The 16,376-nt window shown below is 69.4% G+C and carries 19 protein-coding genes and 1 pseudogene; 4 read left to right on the top strand and 16 right to left on the bottom strand.

Annotated features, from left to right (window positions below):
• Positions 1–251 (top strand): annotated as a pseudogene (locus E1J50_RS09760) (DNA gyrase subunit B); the annotation flags it as partial.
• Between the two features lie 491 nt (positions 252–742).
• Here E1J50_RS09760 and E1J50_RS09765 read toward each other — a convergent pair.
• Positions 743–1,036 (bottom strand): hypothetical protein, encoded by a 294-nt coding sequence (locus E1J50_RS09765; protein WP_007563909.1) that lies wholly within the window; start codon positions 1,034–1,036, stop codon positions 743–745.
• 63 nt (positions 1,037–1,099) lie between these two features.
• Here E1J50_RS09765 and E1J50_RS09770 point away from each other — a divergent pair, with 63 nt between their 5' ends.
• A complete protein-coding gene (locus tag E1J50_RS09770) occupies positions 1,100–1,309 on the top strand; it encodes a hypothetical protein (protein ID WP_007563911.1) in 210 nt (69 codons plus the stop codon).
• A 117-nt stretch (positions 1,310–1,426) separates the two neighbouring features.
• On the opposite strand, the gene E1J50_RS09775 is transcribed toward E1J50_RS09770, so the two are convergent.
• The 14 genes from E1J50_RS09775 to E1J50_RS09840 all read right to left on the bottom strand — a co-directional run bounded on the left by E1J50_RS09775 (position 1,427) and on the right by E1J50_RS09840 (position 14,926).
• On the bottom strand, positions 1,427–2,206 hold the full coding sequence (locus E1J50_RS09775; RefSeq protein ID WP_007563913.1) for a COG4705 family protein: 780 nt from the start codon (positions 2,204–2,206) through the stop codon (positions 1,427–1,429).
• On the bottom strand, positions 2,179–3,018 hold the full coding sequence (locus tag E1J50_RS09780; protein ID WP_007563915.1) for a COG4705 family protein: 840 nt from the start codon (positions 3,016–3,018) through the stop codon (positions 2,179–2,181). Before E1J50_RS09780 ends, E1J50_RS09775 begins: the two co-directional genes overlap by 28 nt.
• A gap of 29 nt (positions 3,019–3,047) precedes the next feature.
• Positions 3,048–3,455 (bottom strand): histidine kinase, encoded by a 408-nt coding sequence (locus E1J50_RS09785; RefSeq protein ID WP_132253018.1) that lies wholly within the window; start codon positions 3,453–3,455, stop codon positions 3,048–3,050.
• A gap of 68 nt (positions 3,456–3,523) precedes the next feature.
• Positions 3,524–4,300 (bottom strand): COG4705 family protein, encoded by a 777-nt coding sequence (locus E1J50_RS09790; RefSeq protein WP_050733499.1) that lies wholly within the window; start codon positions 4,298–4,300, stop codon positions 3,524–3,526.
• Between the two features lie 92 nt (positions 4,301–4,392).
• Positions 4,393–5,688 carry a sensor histidine kinase gene (locus E1J50_RS09795; RefSeq protein WP_007563921.1) on the bottom strand — a complete coding sequence of 432 codons (1,296 nt, stop codon included), beginning with the start codon at positions 5,686–5,688 and terminating at the stop codon, positions 4,393–4,395.
• On the bottom strand, positions 5,685–6,344 hold the full coding sequence (locus E1J50_RS09800; RefSeq protein ID WP_050733500.1) for a response regulator transcription factor: 660 nt from the start codon (positions 6,342–6,344) through the stop codon (positions 5,685–5,687). The genes E1J50_RS09795 and E1J50_RS09800 overlap by 4 nt, the downstream gene beginning before the upstream one ends.
• Before the next feature lie 67 nt (positions 6,345–6,411).
• On the bottom strand, positions 6,412–6,849 hold the full coding sequence (locus E1J50_RS09805; RefSeq protein WP_050733501.1) for an EamA family transporter: 438 nt from the start codon (positions 6,847–6,849) through the stop codon (positions 6,412–6,414).
• 130 nt (positions 6,850–6,979) lie between these two features.
• Entirely contained in the window at positions 6,980–7,588 is a 609-nt protein-coding gene (locus E1J50_RS09810; protein WP_245516505.1) for an MFS transporter, read from the bottom strand.
• A 184-nt stretch (positions 7,589–7,772) separates the two neighbouring features.
• Positions 7,773–8,051, bottom strand: coding sequence for a hypothetical protein (locus E1J50_RS09815; RefSeq protein ID WP_124262910.1), 279 nt, complete (start codon positions 8,049–8,051; stop codon positions 7,773–7,775).
• A gap of 225 nt (positions 8,052–8,276) precedes the next feature.
• Positions 8,277–9,218, bottom strand: coding sequence for a cation diffusion facilitator family transporter (locus E1J50_RS09820; protein ID WP_007563931.1), 942 nt, complete (start codon positions 9,216–9,218; stop codon positions 8,277–8,279).
• Positions 9,219–9,258: 40 nt separating this feature from the next.
• The gene (locus tag E1J50_RS09825; protein WP_007563933.1) at positions 9,259–9,816 is read right to left on the bottom strand and encodes a hypothetical protein; all 558 of its coding nucleotides are present in this window, start codon (positions 9,814–9,816) and stop codon (positions 9,259–9,261) included.
• Positions 9,817–9,821: 5 nt separating this feature from the next.
• Complete coding sequence (locus tag E1J50_RS09830) at positions 9,822–13,070, bottom strand: efflux RND transporter permease subunit (protein ID WP_007563935.1); 3,249 nt, start codon at positions 13,068–13,070, stop codon at positions 9,822–9,824.
• 11 nt (positions 13,071–13,081) lie between these two features.
• Positions 13,082–14,434, bottom strand: a complete 1,353-nt coding sequence (locus tag E1J50_RS09835; RefSeq protein ID WP_007563937.1) for an efflux RND transporter periplasmic adaptor subunit — start codon at positions 14,432–14,434, stop codon at positions 13,082–13,084.
• 120 nt (positions 14,435–14,554) lie between these two features.
• Entirely contained in the window at positions 14,555–14,926 is a 372-nt protein-coding gene (locus tag E1J50_RS09840; RefSeq protein ID WP_039902985.1) for a hypothetical protein, read from the bottom strand.
• A gap of 230 nt (positions 14,927–15,156) precedes the next feature.
• Here E1J50_RS09840 and E1J50_RS09845 point away from each other — a divergent pair, with 230 nt between their 5' ends.
• Positions 15,157–15,393, top strand: coding sequence for a hypothetical protein (locus E1J50_RS09845; protein WP_007563940.1), 237 nt, complete (start codon positions 15,157–15,159; stop codon positions 15,391–15,393).
• 172 nt (positions 15,394–15,565) lie between these two features.
• Positions 15,566–15,805: a hypothetical protein gene (locus tag E1J50_RS09850; protein ID WP_007563942.1), complete on the top strand. Its 240-nt coding sequence runs from the start codon at positions 15,566–15,568 to the stop codon at positions 15,803–15,805.
• Positions 15,806–16,018: 213 nt separating this feature from the next.
• On the opposite strand, the gene E1J50_RS09855 is transcribed toward E1J50_RS09850, so the two are convergent.
• A complete protein-coding gene (locus E1J50_RS09855; protein ID WP_007563945.1) occupies positions 16,019–16,282 on the bottom strand; it encodes a hypothetical protein in 264 nt (87 codons plus the stop codon).
• Positions 16,283–16,376 lie beyond the last annotated feature (94 nt).

The following is a 16,376-nucleotide window of genomic DNA, read 5'->3' on the forward strand; positions in this document are numbered from 1 at the left end:
TGTTCGAGGCGGTGATGGCCTTCGGCCGCAAGGGGCTGCAGCTCCAGCGCTACAAGGGCCTCGGCGAGATGACCGCCCAGCAGCTCTGGGAAACGACGCTCGACCGCGACGTGCGCTCGCTCCTGCAGGTGAAGGTCAAGGACACGACCGACGCGGACGACCTGTTCGTCAAGCTGATGGGCGACGTGGTGGAGCCCCGCCGCGAGTTCATCCAGGAGAACGCGCTGAGCGTGGCGAATCTCGACGTGTGACGGGACGGCCTGTAATTTCTCAGTAAAACATATCCCGGGAAGCGAGTTATGTGGACCGATTTACTGAGAAGCCTGACCTCGCCGGCATATCGGCCGGTTTTCAGGCCGGTAGAGCATTGATTCAGAGATGCTCTCCGCTGTCAACATCGAGCTTTCGTCAGTGCCCTTTGGTGACCGAGATCCAACGCTTCGGGGATGGTTACCTGCTGAGCGCCATGGCCGCCGAAGCCGTCGGGGTACGGACCGCTTAGGTTCGGAGTGGGTAAGGAAGACGGGGTTCCATCCGGCGTTGGTCGTCGCGGCGGGTGCCAGAGCGGGCAAACACCCTCGCAACGTCGACCGGGCGTCGGAGGAGGCCCAAGCCCTCATGGGGCCGCCCCCCTTCGGTTATGATTAAGCCGCCCGGCTCCTGAAAGGACTGCCTCATTGTAAGTGCTGGCGCTCAGAACAGCATCCAGCCGGTCCTGCAACCGCTCCGGCAGTACGGACTCTCAGTCCACCATCGCGGGCGTACCGACCAAGCCGACGATGGCAGCTACGGCCGCCTCACACTCGCCGGCGTCCATCTCCGTAACCTTGGCGTAGATGTCCGGCGAGCGTGGAAGACCCTTCATCCCCGCGATGCCCGATACCTGAGCGGGGGCGAACGTGGCTTGGGTAGCAAGGTCGCCGTCCTCCAGGGCGAGCATCGGGATGGACGAGTAGAGATCGTCGAGCCTCAACTCGACCCCGATGGCCGCTAGCCGGAGGACGGCGTTGGTCCTTGTTGGACTTCGTAGTGCCATCCGTCTCCCTGACGGTGAAAGAAATCAACCCGGCGCTGGTCCTGCGCGACAAGGACGAAATGCATGAGGTCCGGCAGCGTCTGGTATTCGAGCCATTTCCCGCCGCGGTCGTACCGTCAGGTCATCGAGGGGCCGGGTCAAGGCATCGTGGGCGATGGAGCCGCCGACCAGCATGCGGATTACCTGCCCGTCGATGTACTCCAGCCGCTCCCCTTCCTCCGCCGCTTCGCAAAGGCGTTCGTACTCATCCAGCCCGATGAAGTCGTCGCGTAACGCAGCGGGCATGCTATGGCCCTAGAGGTTCCCCCTCCTCATACGCTTGGACGTGGCGATCCGGAAGCTGCGGGCAAGGCACGGTGGCCGTTCGGCGCTCGCACGGGAACGTCCGGGTCACCGCGACGCCTGCGCTCCCTCTGTCGGATGCCGACCGGCCCTTTGCGGGAGGAGGACGATGAGCGCGACGATGAAGGCCCCGATCACGGCGGAGGCGAGCGGCCGGCTCAGGTTCAGCCCGCCGTCGGCGACCGGCTTGTCGAGGAAATCGCCCACCGTGGCCCCGAGCGGGCGGGTCAGGATGAACGCCGCCCAGAAGAGCGTGACCCGTGAAACGGAGGTCCGGTAGTACAGGGCGATGACGACCGCGAGCGCCGCCGCGAAGACGAGGGCGCCACCCTCGTAGCCGAGGCCGCCGGTGTCCGCGAGCCAGTCGCCGAGCGCGGTGCCCAACGTCTGCGAGAAGGTGATCGCCCCCCAATAGAACGCCTCGACCCGCGGGGTCGAAACCGTGTCCACCGACACGGTGCCCTCGGTCGCATACCAGAGCCCGAGCACGGCCGCGAGGCAGGCGAGGAGCAGGGTCGATCCGCCGGTGTATCCGATGCCGAGCGAGCGGTCGGCGAAGTCCGCCATCGTCGTACCGAAGGTGGTCGAGGCGACGATCGTGGACCAGTACAGGACCGGGTGGAACCGCTTCGACATGATCTGGGCGACCACGAGCCCGACCAGCAGCACGGCGAACAGGGCGGTGCCGGCGAGATAGCCCCAATCGAGGGTCATGGTGACGGTGTCGCCGCCGGTCTCCCCGAGCGTGGTGGCCAGGATCTTGACGATCCAGAAGCCCAGCGTGACCTCGGGTACCTTGCTCAGGGCGCGTTCGTAACGGTCGTCCATCGGACCTGCTCCTTCTTCGAGGGGAAACCTGACGGCGCGTCGGCGCAGGCCGCCCGGCGACCGGCACGCTGCGGGATGAGGAGGACGAGCCCGACCATGACGATCGCGAGGACGCCGGAGATCGTGATGTCGTCGATGCCCAGGCCGCCGGAAGCGACCGGCTTGTCGAGCGAGTTGGCGAGGGTGGCGCCGAGCGGCCGCGTCAGGACGAACGCCGTCCAGAACAGCATCGGCCTGGAAACGCGCGTACGCAGATGGAGGGCCGTGACCACGGCCAGCGCGACGAGGATGAGGAGCGCGCTCCCGTTGTACCCGAGCCCGCTGCTGTCGGCCATCCAGTCGCCCAACGCGGTGCCGAGCGTCTGGGAGAACATGACCGTGGCCCAATAGAAACCTTCGGCCCGCGGGGACCGCACCGTCTCCACGGCGACCGTGCCGAGCGTGCGCTTCCACAGGATCAGGGTCGCGACGACCGATCCGAGCAGCACCAGGGACCCGCCCGCGTAGCCGATGCCGAGGGACCGGTCGCAGAAGTCGGCGAGGGTCGTGCCTGCGAGCGTCGTCGCGGTGACCACGGCCCAGTACAGGAGCGGCTGGAAGCGGTCCGCCCGGACCTGTGCGGCGAGCAGCACCGCCAGGGCGGCCCCGAAGATCGCCGTGCCGGCGAGATAGCCGAGGCCGAGCGTCAACGTGACGGCGTTGCCGCCGACCTCGCCCAGGGTCGTGGCCACGATCTTGATGGCCCAGAACCCGGCGGTGGCTTCAGGCACCTTGGCGGGTTCGACGTGTCCGGGTCGCTCGGTCGGTTGCATCGGGCTGCCGTGGGAAAGCGAGTGCCGGCTCAGGCGGTGTGGGTCTGGTCGATGATGGCGAGCAGGTCGTCGACCGCGCGACGGCAGGCGGCCGGATCGGGGTTCGACGCCCGCAGCGCGTCGAGGGCGCGGTCGATGGCCTTGTCCACGACGTGCCAGTCGGCGGCGGCTCGCGGCTTCAGGCCGGCCTCGGACGCGTCCCAGGACAATTCCAGGTCCTTGATGCGCGTCTTGGCGGCGGCGAGGTCGCCCCGGTCGGTCATCGCCTTTACGTCGACGACGATGGTCCGGAACTTGGAGAGGTCGCCGAGCTTCGAGGCCGCCATCGCCTTGGGCGTCGCTCCGACGGCGGCGTCCTGCATCGCCTGCAGGCCCAGGGGGGCGGCCGTGGCGCCGATGACCGTCGCGGCGATGGCGGCGAGGAGGATGTTTCGCATGGTCATTCGCTCCGTGTCGTGCGGCGTTGGAAGGACTGGAGGATGGGGATGCGGGAGGCGGCGGACGGTCAGGCCCGCCGCTGTCCGGCCGGCTCGCCAGGGCGTCCGGAGACGAGGCTCAGGGACGTCACCAGGGCGACGATGACGGCGAAGAAGGCGAGGCTGGTGGAGGCCGTGCCGAAGCCGAGGCCGCCGTATTCCCGTGCCTGCGACAGCAGATCGCCCAGCGATGCGCCGAGGGGGCGCGTGACGATGTAGGCGAGCCAGAAGATCGTCACCGGGTTCGTGCCGAGGCGCCAGGCGAGGGCGAGGGCGGCCAGCATCGTGCCGAAGATGACGACGCCGAGATTGAAGCCGAGCCCCAGCGCCTCGGTAGCCAGGTCGCCCGCGGCCGTGCCGAGCGCGAAGGTCAGGAGGATGGCGAGCCAGTAGAACGCCTCGCGGCGCCGGGTCACGATGGCGTGGATCGAGAGCGTCCGCTCGGTCGCGTACCAAAGGGCGAACACGGTGGCGAGGGCGGCCGCGAACACGCCGGTGCTGACGAAGAGGCTCACGCCGAGCTTGTCGGTCAGGATGTCGGTAACCTGCGTGCCGACCACGCTGACGAGGACGACGGTCGACCAATAGGTCCAGGGCAAGTAGCGCCACTCGCGCACCTGCAGGGCGAGGACGGCCGCGAGGAGGCCGGCCGTGAGGGTGGCGGTGACGGCGGCACCCAGGCCGACGTTCACCGCGAGGTAGTCCGCGCCGGTCTCGCCGACGGTCGTGGACAGTATCTTGATGACCCAGAAGACCGCGGTGACCTCCGGTACCTTGTTCAAGATCTGGCGCTGGATCTCGCTCATCCCCGTCTCCCGTCCGTCATGGTCGGGCACCGTGATAGCGAGCCATAATGAGGGCAGAATGAGCTTCGTCCAAAGGAGCCGCAGGCTCGGCCTCAGGCCGGCAGTCTGACGGTTGCGAGGGTCCCCTGCCCGTCACGTCGGTTTTCGACCGTCAGGCCGAGGTCGTTGCGCTCCGCGATGCGGCGGGCGATGGCGAGCCCGAGCCCTGTGCCTTCGACTTCCGGTGGCGCGGCCCGGAAGAAGCGGTCGAACAGGCGGCCCTCGCTTCCCGGCGGCAGCCCGCAGCCGGTGTCCCGAACCGTGACGACGCACGCACCGTCCCGGTTCAGCAGACGGACGTCGACCTGGCCTCCGGACGGCGTGTAGCGCAGGGCGTTGTCGACGAGGTTGGCGAACAGGACGCGGACCTCGTCCTCCGACGCGTGAAGCGTCGCGGGTGTCTCGATATGCACGCCCAGGTCGATGTCCTTGCGCTCGGCGAGCACGACGTGGTCGGCGACGCAGTCGAGCAGGAGCTGGCCGAGGTCGACGGATGCAGGACGCGCCTCGGCACCGTCGTCGAGCCGGGCGAGACGGAGCAGTTGATCCACCAGCCGGTTCGCCCTCCGGAGGCCGTCCGCCAGCGCCGTACGCCGCGCGTCGCTCCCGCCACCGGCAGGCCCGCCGAGGGAGTCGAGTTGGATCTGCATCGCGGCGAGCGGCGTACGCAGTTCGTGCGCCGCGTCGGCGACGAACCGCTTCTGGGCGGCCAGAGCGGCCTGCAGGCGAAGGATGAGCCCGTTCATGGCCTCGACGAGGGGCGCCACCTCCGTCGGCACGCCGCGCGTCGGCAAGGGGCCTTGGGCGGCGGCGCCGCGCCCGGCGAGGTCATGCACCAAGCCGTCGAGCCGCCCGAGCGCCCGGTTCATCGCCCAGCCGACGACGATCCACGACAGCGGGACGAGGAGCAGCAGGGGGGCCACGGCACCGAGCGCCGCATTGCGTGCGAACTCCGCCCTCACGACGTCGCGCTGGGCGACCCGGACCGTCGTTGTGCCGTTGGCGGTCGTGTATGTGCGCCAGAGCTCGCCGCCCATGACGACGTTCGCATATCCCGTGCGGCCGGGGTGGCGGACGTCGACGCCGCGGTCGTCGCGCAGGACCTGCCCGTCCTTCCAGATGGTGACGGCGAGTTGGTCCTCCGGGTCCTGGTCGGCGGCGGGCGGCGCGTCCGCGTCCGTTAGCCCGGGACCGGCGTTGAGGGCGACTTGCCGCAACTGCCCGTCGAGGAAATCGGCCGCCTCGATCCGCGCGAGGGCATAGGCCGCGACCATCGCGGCCAAGCCGATTCCGGCGAGCAGGGCGGTCATCCAGACGAGCGTCGTGCGGCGCAGGGAGGCGGCCCTCATGGCTTGGGTACCATCCAACCTGCGCCGCGGACATTCAGGATCACGCCCTTGCCGACCTTTCGACGGACCGTGAGGATCAGGGCGTCCACCGCGTTGCTCTCGACCTCCTCGCCCCACCCGTAGATGCGTTCCTCGATCTGCGCACGAGAGAGGATGCGCCCCGGTCGCTCCATCAGGGCGTGCATGAGGGCGTATTCGCGCGCCGACAGGACCGCGACGGTCCCGGCGTGGGACAGGACGTGGCTTTCCGTGTCGAGTTCGGTCTCGGCGGCCACGAGCCGCGCGCTCGCCCGCCCGGCCCGACGGCGCAGGATGGCCCGCATCCTGGCGAGCAGCTCGCGCATCTCGAACGGCTTGACCAGGTAATCGTCCGCCCCGAGGTCGAGGCCTGCGACGCGGCTTTCGAGGCCGTCCCGCGCCGTGATGATGAGCACCGACGTGTCGATCCCGGCCGCCCGGGCGGATCGAAGCACCCGAAGTCCGTCCCCGCCCGGCAGGCCGAGGTCGAGCAGCGCGAGCGCGTGGCCGCCGTTGAGCAGGGCCGTCTCGGCCTCGCCGCCGTCGCGGACCCAATCGACGGAATAGCCCTCGGCCGAGAGGCCGTTCGACAGCCCTTCGCCGATCATCCGGTCGTCCTCGATCAACAGCACGCGCATCGGTCGGTCCGTCCGGTTTCGAGCCCTCGCCCTGGACTGCGCCGCGACGCATCCCTTCCCGCCGGCTTCATCCTCGATAGGCGACGAGCACGGCCCCGGCGGCGATGAGGGCGACGCCGAGCCAATTCGGTGGAGATAGACGTTCGCCGAGGAAGACGACCCCGAAGACGGCCACCAGCACGACGCTGAGCTTGTCGACCGGGGCCACGCGGCTGGCCTCGCCGAGCTTGAGGGCGCGGAAGTAGCAGATCCATGAGCCGCCCGTGGCGAGGCCCGAGAGCACCAGGAACACGTAGGTCCTGGCCGAGACCGACCCGACCGGTACCCACTGGACCGTGCCGACCAGGATGGCGCCGAGGGCGCAGAGTATGACGACCGTGCGGATGAAGGTGGCGAAGTCGGAATTGACGTTCTCGATGCCGACCTTGGCGAAGATCGCGGTCAACGCCGCGAAGGCGGCAGAAAGCAGCGCCCACAGCTGCCAGGATCCGAGCAACGTCCTCATGCCGTGTTCCCCTCGATGCGGACCTGCCGCGACGCAATCCTCACGGCCCCCGACAGACCATCGGATGAGGGATGTCCGGCACCCGACGCCCCCCCTGAGCGTCGCCGTTCCAACGCTCGCCGTGTGGTTCCTAATTCGCCCTGGACGGCCATTGCCGATGCAGGTCGTCGATGACGAAAGCATGCTCGTGCCGGCCCTGACCGATCCCCCGCACGGGGGGGTGGGACGGGTCGAGGTCCGCGTGGGCATGTGCGACGACGTCCGGGTCGGATGCAGGCCAAAGCATGGCCGCCGCCGCGACGCCCGCGACGGTCAGGGCGCCGAGTGCCGCCAGGGTCGCGGGCATCCCGACGGCAGCGCCGAGGCAGCCCGCCAGCGGGTAAGTGAGGAGCCACGACGCGTGCGAGAGCGCGAACTGGGCGGCGGAGTAGCCGATCCCAAGGACGAGCCAGGTCCCGAGCAGTACGGGCCAGCCGATGGCCCCGCACCAGGTCAGGGCAGCGACCCCGACGAGGACGACTCCGAGGAAGGCGGCGGACGGCAGCATCACACCCCTGTCGGACAGGCGGTCCAGGACCCGCGGTAGGACCAGGGCGGCGGCCATCGAGCCCGCGCCGAAGGGTCCAAGGGCAAGGGCGACGTCGTGCTGGGGGCGTCCGAGCAGGGCCTGGACGATTACCACGGTATTGACGATGACCATGGCGCCGGCCGCCGCGACGGCGAAATTCAGGGCGAGCAACCCGCGCAGGCGCGGTGTCGCCAGGAAGATCCGCCATGCCCAGTTGGCACTCGATACGGAGACGCCTAAGCCTCAGTGACGGGCCGGGCACCGAGCACAGAAAAGGCGACAGGCGCGTCAGGTCCGCGGGACCTCTGCTCTCCGTCACCAACACTCGATAACTGATAAATGGTCTCATCGGATTTCAACCAAGAGATCTACGCAAATCTTGGACGAATGCCTTCGCGAGCGCCGGCGCCTCGGCCACCACCTCTTCGTAGAACTTGGTCCCCACGGGGCCTGCCTGGGAATAATCCGGGGGCAACTCACCGATTGTCGCCGCGATCTCTGCGAAAACCTCTTCCCGTTCAGGTGCTGAAAGTTTTTGCATGAGAAGGGTCATCATGGCGATGGTCGATGTTCTCAGAACCGCAAGCATCGCCGTTGTCGTCACGGCAAAATGGTGCGTTTGTAGATCATTCATTGAAAACACCTTGCATAGTCAAGCATCATTACTCAGGCATCACTTCATGAGGTGCTTGAAGTATTGGAGAAACAATACGGCCAGAGGCAATCCGATACAGATCGCTATCATCATTCGATCCGCGGCTTTGCGGACGTATGGCCTGACCCGTCGCTTGCGCCGAGGATTTGGCGCCCACTCGCTCTGCAGCCGCGCCGATTTCTTGCTCATGCCGGATGCTCGCCGTCACACGGGCAGGCGCGCGGCCTCGGCCGAAAGCGCCTCGTCCTCGACCTGGACGGTGACGTGCTCGATGCCGTGTCGCTCCTTCACCAGACGCCGGACCGCGCGGATGAGGTCGGGTCCGGCGGCGACGTCGTCCATGACCACGTGGCCGCTCATCGCGTCGAAGCCGGAGGTCAGCGTCCAGGCATGAAGGTCGTAGGCGCGCCGCACGCCAGGCATCGCCTCGATCTCCGTTCGTAGCGCGGCAAGATCGACACCCAGAGGCGTTCCCTCCAGCAGGATGTGAAGCGCCTCGCTCAACAGGCGCCAGGTGCGCGGCACGATGAACAGGCCGATGCCGGCGCCGACCAGCGGATCGACCCATCGCCAGCCCGTCGCCATCACCACGAGGGCCGCGGCGATGACGCCGACCGAACCCAGCATGTCGGAGAAGACCTCGAAGTAGGCGCCCTTGACGTTGAGGCTTTCCGACGATCCGCCCGCGAGGAGTCTCATGCTGGCGAGGTTCACCCCGAGGCCGACGAACGCGACCAGCATCATCGGCCAGCCGAGGATCTCGGTCGGCTCGAAGAAGCGCCGGTAGGCCTCGTACAGGATGTAGGCCGTCACCCCGAGCAGCACGACGGCGTTGGCGAGGGCCGCCAGGATCTCGAAGCGCATGTAGCCGAAGCTCTTGCCCGGCGACGGCGCCTTGGCCGCGTAGTGGATGGCGAGCAGCGACAGCGCGAGGCCGCCGGCATCCGTGACCATGTGGGCGGCATCGGCCAGCAGCGCGAGGCTGCCGGTGAGCAGGCCGCCGACGACCTCCGCGGCCATGTAGGTCAGCGTCAGGGCGAGCGCCCAGGCTAGGCGCCCCTTGTTCCTGCCCGCCGCCGAGCCCGCGGGTATGCCGCCGCCGTGCGAATGCCCGTGGCCGCCGCCGTGCGCGTGTCCGTGTCCCATGTCGCTCCCAGTCTTTCGTTGCCGTCCCGGACCGGCCGCCTCAGGGGCCGGAGGAGCCGATGAGCTCGGCCACGTGCGCGCCGGCGGGGTGTCCGGTCGCGGCGAGGTGGGCGGCCGAGCAGGCCGCGTAGCCGGGACCGAACGCCGCCATGACGAGCTCGTGCCGCCCGTCCGGAGCCTCGCGGCTGGCCAGGAGAGCCCGACCGCCGGGCCAGAGCTCGGAATCGGCCGATGGCCCCGGTGTCGGCTCGCCGTAGCGGCGCACCCCTTCGTCGTGGATGGCGCGGCGCACGCGCGCGAGTTCCTCGCCCGCCAGGGGGAGCCCCACCCAGACGACCTCCTGCAGACCCTCCTCGCGGCAGACCACCAGCACGACCTCGGCCGTTGCCGACCCGACGGCCGGCCGCCAGCCACGCGGGTAGTACAGCGCGGTCAGGTTGGCCTCGCGGTCGGCCTTGAGCGGGCGCGGCACGTCGGCGACGGGCCCCCACGCGAGGCCGAACGGAGCCTCGCCGACGCCTCCGTCCGCGCCCGGAGCCGCACCCGTCAGCGCGAGGAAGGCGAAAGGAGCCGCCAACCAGGTTGGGACGCGTCGCATCTCGTCTACTCCGCCGCCTTGAGGTGTCGTGGCCCCGGCTCCCGCGGCCGCTCCGCGACCTTCGGGACGACAACCTTGCCGAACCGGGCGTACAGGGCCGGCAGCACGATCAGGGTCAGCAGGGTGGCGCTGATCAGGCCACCGATGACCACGGTGGCGAGCGGCCGCTGGATCTCGGCGCCGGTCTCGGTGGCGATGGCCATGGGCACGAAGCCGAGCGAGGCGACCAGCGCCGTCATCGCCACCGGCCGCAACCGGGTCATGGCGCCCTCCAGGATGGCCTCGCGCTTCGGCCGGCCCTCCGCCACGAGCTGCTTGATGAAGGTCAGCATGACGAGGCCGTTGAGGACCGCAACGCCCGAGAGCGCGATGAACCCGACCGCCGCCGGTACCGAGACCGGCATGCCGCGCAGCCAAAGCGCGAAGATGCCCCCGGTGAGGGCAAGCGGCACCGCGCTGAACACCAGCAGCGCGTCCCGCGGCGAGCCCAGGGCCGAGTACAGCAACAGGAAGATCAGGAAGAAGCAGACCGGTACCACCACCATCAGCCGCCGCTTGGCCGAGGCGAGGTTCTCGAACTGCCCGCCCCAGGTGAGGTAGGAACCTGGCGGCAGCTGCACCTGGCTTCCAACCTTCGCCTGCGCCTCCGCGACGAGCGAGCCGATGTCCCGCCCGCGCACGTTGGCCGTGACCACGACCCGCCGCTTGCCGTTCTCGCGCGAGATCTGGTTCGGTCCCTCGGTGACCGAAAAGCTCGCCACCTGCTTGAGCAGGACCGAGCTCGCCCGGCCGTTCGGGCCCGCCGGCAGCGGCACCGGGATGTTCTCCAGGGCCTCCCGGTCCTCGCGGACCTTGTCGGTCAGGCGCACGACGATGGGGAAGCGACGGTCGCCCTCGAACACGACGCCGGCGTCCCGTCCCCCGATGGCCGCGCCGATGACCTCCTGGATCGCCCCGGTGCTCAGGCCGTAGCGCGCCGCCTCGGCCTTGTTGATCTTGATCTCCAGGAACGGCAGGCCCGCCGTCTGCTCGACCTTGACGTCCTCGGCGCCGTCGATGCCCTTCAGGACCGCCGCGACCTGGTTGGCCGCCTTCAGCATCGGCTCGAACTCGTCGCCGAACACCTTCACGGCGAGGTCGCCCCGGGTGCCGGCGAGCAGCTCGTTGAAGCGCAGCTGGATCGGCTGGGAGAACTCGTAGACGTTGCCGGCGAGCGCCCCGACCGCCTTCTCGATCTGCTCCTGCAACTCGGCCTTGGACAGGCTCGGCTCGGGCCACTCCTCCTGGGGTTTCAGGATGACGAAGGTGTCTGAGGAGTTCGGCGGCATCGGGTCGGAGGCGACCTCGGCGGTGCCGGTCTTCGAGAAGACGTAGGCCACCTGCGGGAATTTCGAGACCACCTTCTCGACCTTGAGCTGCATCGCCTGCGACTGGGTGAGGGAGGTCGATGGGATTCGGGTGGCGTTGAGGGCGATGCTCTTCTCGTCGAGCTGCGGGATGAACTCGGTCCCGAGGCGGGTGAACAGGATGCCCGCCCCGACGAGCAGCAGGAGCGCCGCGCCGACGAAGACGAACGGCGCCCGGACCGCCGCGCCGAGCACCGGGCGGTAAGCGGCCTTGAGCGCCCGGATGATGAGGTTGTCCTTCTCCGTGACCTTGCCGGTGATGACGATGGCGATGAGCGCCGGCACGAAGGTCAGCGACAGCACGAAGGCCGCCACGAGCGCGATGATCACGGTCAGCGCCATCGGCTCGAACATCTTGCCCTCGACCCCCGTGAAGGTCAGGAGCGGGACGTAGACCAAGATGATGATCGCCTGCCCGTAGAGCGACGGCTTGATCATCTCCTCGGCTGAGGCGCGGACCGTCTGGAGGCGCTCCTCGGTGTCGAGCCCCCTGCCCAGCTCCTGCTGCTTCTCTGCGAGGTGGCGCAGGGCGTTCTCGGTGATGATCACCGCCCCGTCGACGATCAGCCCGAAATCGAGGGCGCCGAGGCTCATCAAGTTGGCCGAGATCTTCGCCTCGACCATGCCGGTCATGGTCATCAGCATGGCGACCGGGATGACCAGGGCCGTGATGATGGCGGCCCGGATGTTGCCGAGCAGCAGGAACAGGATGACGATGACGAGAGCCGCGCCCTCGGACAGGTTCTTCACCACCGTCTTCACGGTCGCCTCGACGAGCCGGGTCCGGTCGAGGACGGTCTGGACCTCGACGCCGGGCGGCAGGCTCTTGCGGATCTGTTCCATGCGCGCGTCGACCGCGGCAGCCACCGTGCGGCTGTTCTCGCCGATCAGCATCAGGGCGGTGCCGACGACGACCTCCTGGCCGTCCTCGCTGCCCGAGCCCGTGCGCAGGTCGCGCCCGATGCGGACCTCGGCGATGTCCTTGATCCGCACCGGCACGCCGCCCCGGGTGGCGACGACCACGTCGCCGATCTCGTCCATGCTCTCCAGGCGGCCGGCGGCGCGCACGACGTAGCCCTCGCCGTTGTCCTCCAGGTAGCGGGCGCCCTGGTTGGCGTTGTTGGCCTCCAGCGCCCGGGCGACGTCCGAGAAGGACAGGTCGAGGGACGCGAGCCGCGTCGGGTCGGGCTGGACGTGGTACTGCTTCTCGAAGCCGCCGATGCCGTCGACCCCGGCCACGCCGGACACGGTCTTGACTAGGGGGCGGATGATCCAGTCCTGGACGGTGCGCAGGTAGGCGGTCTGCTCCAGCTCGGTCTTCAGGCGCTGGCCCTCGGGGGTCAGGTAGCTGCCATCGGGCTGCCAGCCGGGCTTGCCCGCCTTCGAGACCGTGCGCTCGCCGGGCTTCGCGTAATGGATCGACCACATGTAGATCTCGCCCAGCCCGGTCGAGATCGGCCCCATGCTGGGCTCGGTGCCGGGCGGCAGGTCCCGCCTCACCTGCGCGAGGCGCTCGGCGACCTGCTGGCGGGCGAAGTAGATGTCGAGCTTCTCCGCGAAGACCGCGGTGACCTGCGAGAAGCCGTTGCGCGAGAGCGAGCGGGTGTATTCGAGCCCCTTGATGCCCGCGAGCGCGGTCTCGACCGGGTAGGTGACCTGCTTCTCGATGTCGACGGGCGAGAGCGACGGCGCCGTCGTGTTGATCTGCACCTGGTTGTTGGTGATGTCGGGCACCGCGTCTATCGGCAGCTTGGTGACCGAGTAGCCGCCGAAGCCGGCGGCCAGCAGCGACAGGAGCAGAACCAGCCAGCGCTGGTGCACGGAGAAGTCGAGGATGCGGCTGATCATGTCGGGCTTCCTCAATGGTCGTGGTCGGCTTCGCTCTTCCCGAGCTCGGCCTTGAGGAGGAAGGTGTTGGCCACCGCGATGGTCTCGCCGGGCTTGAGGCCCGAGACGACCTCGAAGCCGTCGTCGTCGGAGCGCCCGAGCTCGACCTCGCGCTTTTCGAAGCCCTCGTCCGTGCGCACGAAGACGACGCGCTTGCCCTCGACGGTCTGGAGCGCCGACTTGGCGACCCGCACCGGCACTTGGTCCGTCGCGGTCTCGACCTCGGCGGTGACGTAGGTGCCGGGCCTCCAGGCCATGTCCTTGTTGGGCAGCGAGACCACGACCCGGGCGGACCGGGTGTCGGCGTTCAGCAGCGGGCTGACGAACACCACCTTGCCCTGCTCGCTGCGGCCGCCGCGGTTCACGGTGACCCGCGCGCCCTCCCGGACCTCGGCGAGGTCGGAGGTGGGGACCGCGAGCTCGATCCAGACGGTCGAGAGGTCGGCGACGGTGTAGACGTCGGCAGGGTCGCCCTCCTTGCCCACCGCCGTGCCGACATCGACCTTGCGCTCCACGATGCGGCCGGCGATGGGCGCCCGCAGCTCGTACTGGCGCAGCGTCGAGGCGTTCGGCGTCGCCTCGTCGCGTTTCTGCGCGGCGGCGACCTCGGCGGCGTTCAGGCCCAGCGCCGAGAGCTTCTGGCGGGCGAGGTCGACGCGCAGCTGGTTCTCCTGGAACACGGCCTTGGCGTTGTCGAACGCCGCCTGGGATGCCGCCGCCGACGCCAAGAGTTTCTGCTGGCGCTCGAAGTTGATCTTCTGGAGGTCGGACTGGACCATCGCGGTGAGGTACTCGCTCTTGGCGTCGGCGACTTCCCGGCTGTCGAGGAGGGCGACCACCTCGCCCTTCCTGACGTCGTCGCCCAGGCGCTTGCGCATCTCGGACACCGTGCCGACGACGCGGGCGGGGACGCGGGCGATCCGGTCGGTATCGGGCGTGATGGTGCCGGGCACCAGGACGTGTCGCGAGAGCGTCCCGCCCTCGGCCTTGGCGACGCCGATGTCCTGCCCCTCGACCTGCTCGGCCGTCATCTTGACGTGGCCTTCCTCGCCCTCCGCCTCGGAATGCTCGTGCTCGCCGTGAGCGTGGGCTCCCTCGGCCTTCGGCGCGGCGGCCTTGCCGTGGTCGTGGCCGTCGCCTTCGGCATGGTCGGCCTCGTCCTTCGGCGCCTTCCCGCCAGGGGGCGGGCCGGCGGCGAAGGTGAGGATGGCCGGCGGCAGCCCGGCCGATGTCAGGAGGCCGCGGACGAACGCGGATATGGCGGGGACGGCGGCGCCGACGACGATGCCGGCGGCCACGAGGACCGCGGTGATGAGGATGCGCATGAGACCTGCTCGGCCGGGATCGGGCGCCGTTCGGACGGACGCGGCAGTCCCGCTTCTGTGGCGTGAGGAGTGGCCCGGAGCGCGGGCTCCGGGTTCGGGACGCGCCTCTGCGGCGTCACCTCAGGCGCGGGGGGGCCTCGGCAGGCGGTCCGGCGAGACGGAGGAAACCGTCTGGCTCAAATGCGCATAGGCCAGCCGGGCGACCCCGAAGACCGGCTCCGAGAAGTCCGCCACGGCGGGTGCCGCCTGGTGGCAGCCACAATGGAGGTGGCAGGCCATGCCGGGGTCGGTCGCGCCGGTGTCGGGCGCGGCCTCAATGCTCGCGATCTCCGTGACGTGCCTGCCGCCGCCATCGTGGTACGCGACGTCGGCGGCGAGGCCGGCGGCGGGCGCGACGAGGGACAGGGCGAGGGCGAGCGCGAGCAGGCGTGCGGCGAACGCCCACCATCCCCGTGCCGCCCACCTGCGGCTATGCCCGCGTCCTGAACCCATCTCCGGCCTTATGCGCGATTTATCCCGGATCGGACAAGGCATCGTCCTGGCCTCTTGAACCCGGTCTGAACAGATTTTGTGGCCGCCATGCAAGGTCAGCCGCGGTCACGACGCGAAAGCGGCCAAGCCGTTTCTCGCTCGGCCGAGACGAATACCGGGCGAGGAAAATCCGGGAACGGTTTCGCGGGGGGCCGCATTCCCGGCCGACCGCGAAACATGGAGATCCTTGGATGAAGATCATGTTCGCCGCCGCCGCCGCGGCCGCCCTGGCCCTCGCGCCGGTCGGTGCGCTCGCCCAGCACGTGGACGTCGGCCCCGGCGGAGTCGGGGTTCACGGCGACGGCCACCGCCGCGATGTCGACCATACGCACACCACCGTCGAGGAGAACCATCGCGACCGGCCGGTCGTGCACGAACATCATGACGACCATCACGAGAAGACCGTCGTGGAAGAGCACCGCCACTGAGCGGCTGACATCGCGACGGGGCCGGGCCGGGGGCAGCGACGTCCGGCCCGGCCCCTCGCATTTCGAGGACGTCGGCGAACCTGGGGTGACGGCTTCCTGAACGACGGTCTCAGAACCTGTTCAACGGCCGCCGCGCAAACCGCCGCAATAGGAATCCCCGGAGGAGACAGCGATGCGACGGCACCTAGCAGGCTTGATGGCGGCGGCCATCCTCCTCGCGCCGGCCGCGGCCTCGGCCCAGTATTACGAGCGCGGCTACGGCTACGGCGAGCGGCGGCCGCACGACCATGTCGATGTCTACCGCCACGGCAACCATGACGACGTCGTGGTCCGGCACCATCACCCGCGCCGCGAGGATTACGGGCCGGGCCGGTTCGAGCGGCACCATCACCATCACGACTTCGACGACTGAGGTCGCCGCCTGGCGTCGAGAAGAGGTCGCCCGCACCGGCTCGCGCCGGTGCGGGCGCATCACGACGCGCGAGGGGTCGGCGCATCGTGAACGACGTGCCGAGCAGGCTCGGCGAGCGCGTAGCCGATCACCGCGGCCAGGAGCGCGAAGACGACGAGCAGGGGCAGCATCCGCATGTCCGCGCCTCCCGCCCCCGCGGCCTGCCCGGCGAGCTCACTTCTTGCCGGGCTTGTCGTGGCTGTGCCCGTGGGCATGCCCGTCGTTGTCCGAATGCGCCGGCTTGCCGTCGGGCCGCTTCTCACGGGCCTCGCTGACGCGCGGGTCGTCGCGATGGGCCGGGCCGCCCGACACGCCACCGGTGTTCGGGACGGCGCGCTCGGGGTTCGAGGCATTGCCGTGGCTGTCCACGGCGAAGGCGGACCCCGTGGCCGCGGCCAGCATCCCGGCGGCGAGGACGGCGGCGAGCGTGCGCTTCATCTGTCGGTCTCCTGTTCGGCGCCGACCGCGTCGGCCGCTTCGAAGTCCGAGATAGCCAAGCCGTTTGTCTCCGGGACGCCGCGTTCGTGACGAA

Source organism: Methylobacterium segetis (genome assembly GCF_004348265.1).
GTDB lineage: Bacteria > Pseudomonadota > Alphaproteobacteria > Rhizobiales > Beijerinckiaceae > Methylobacterium > Methylobacterium segetis.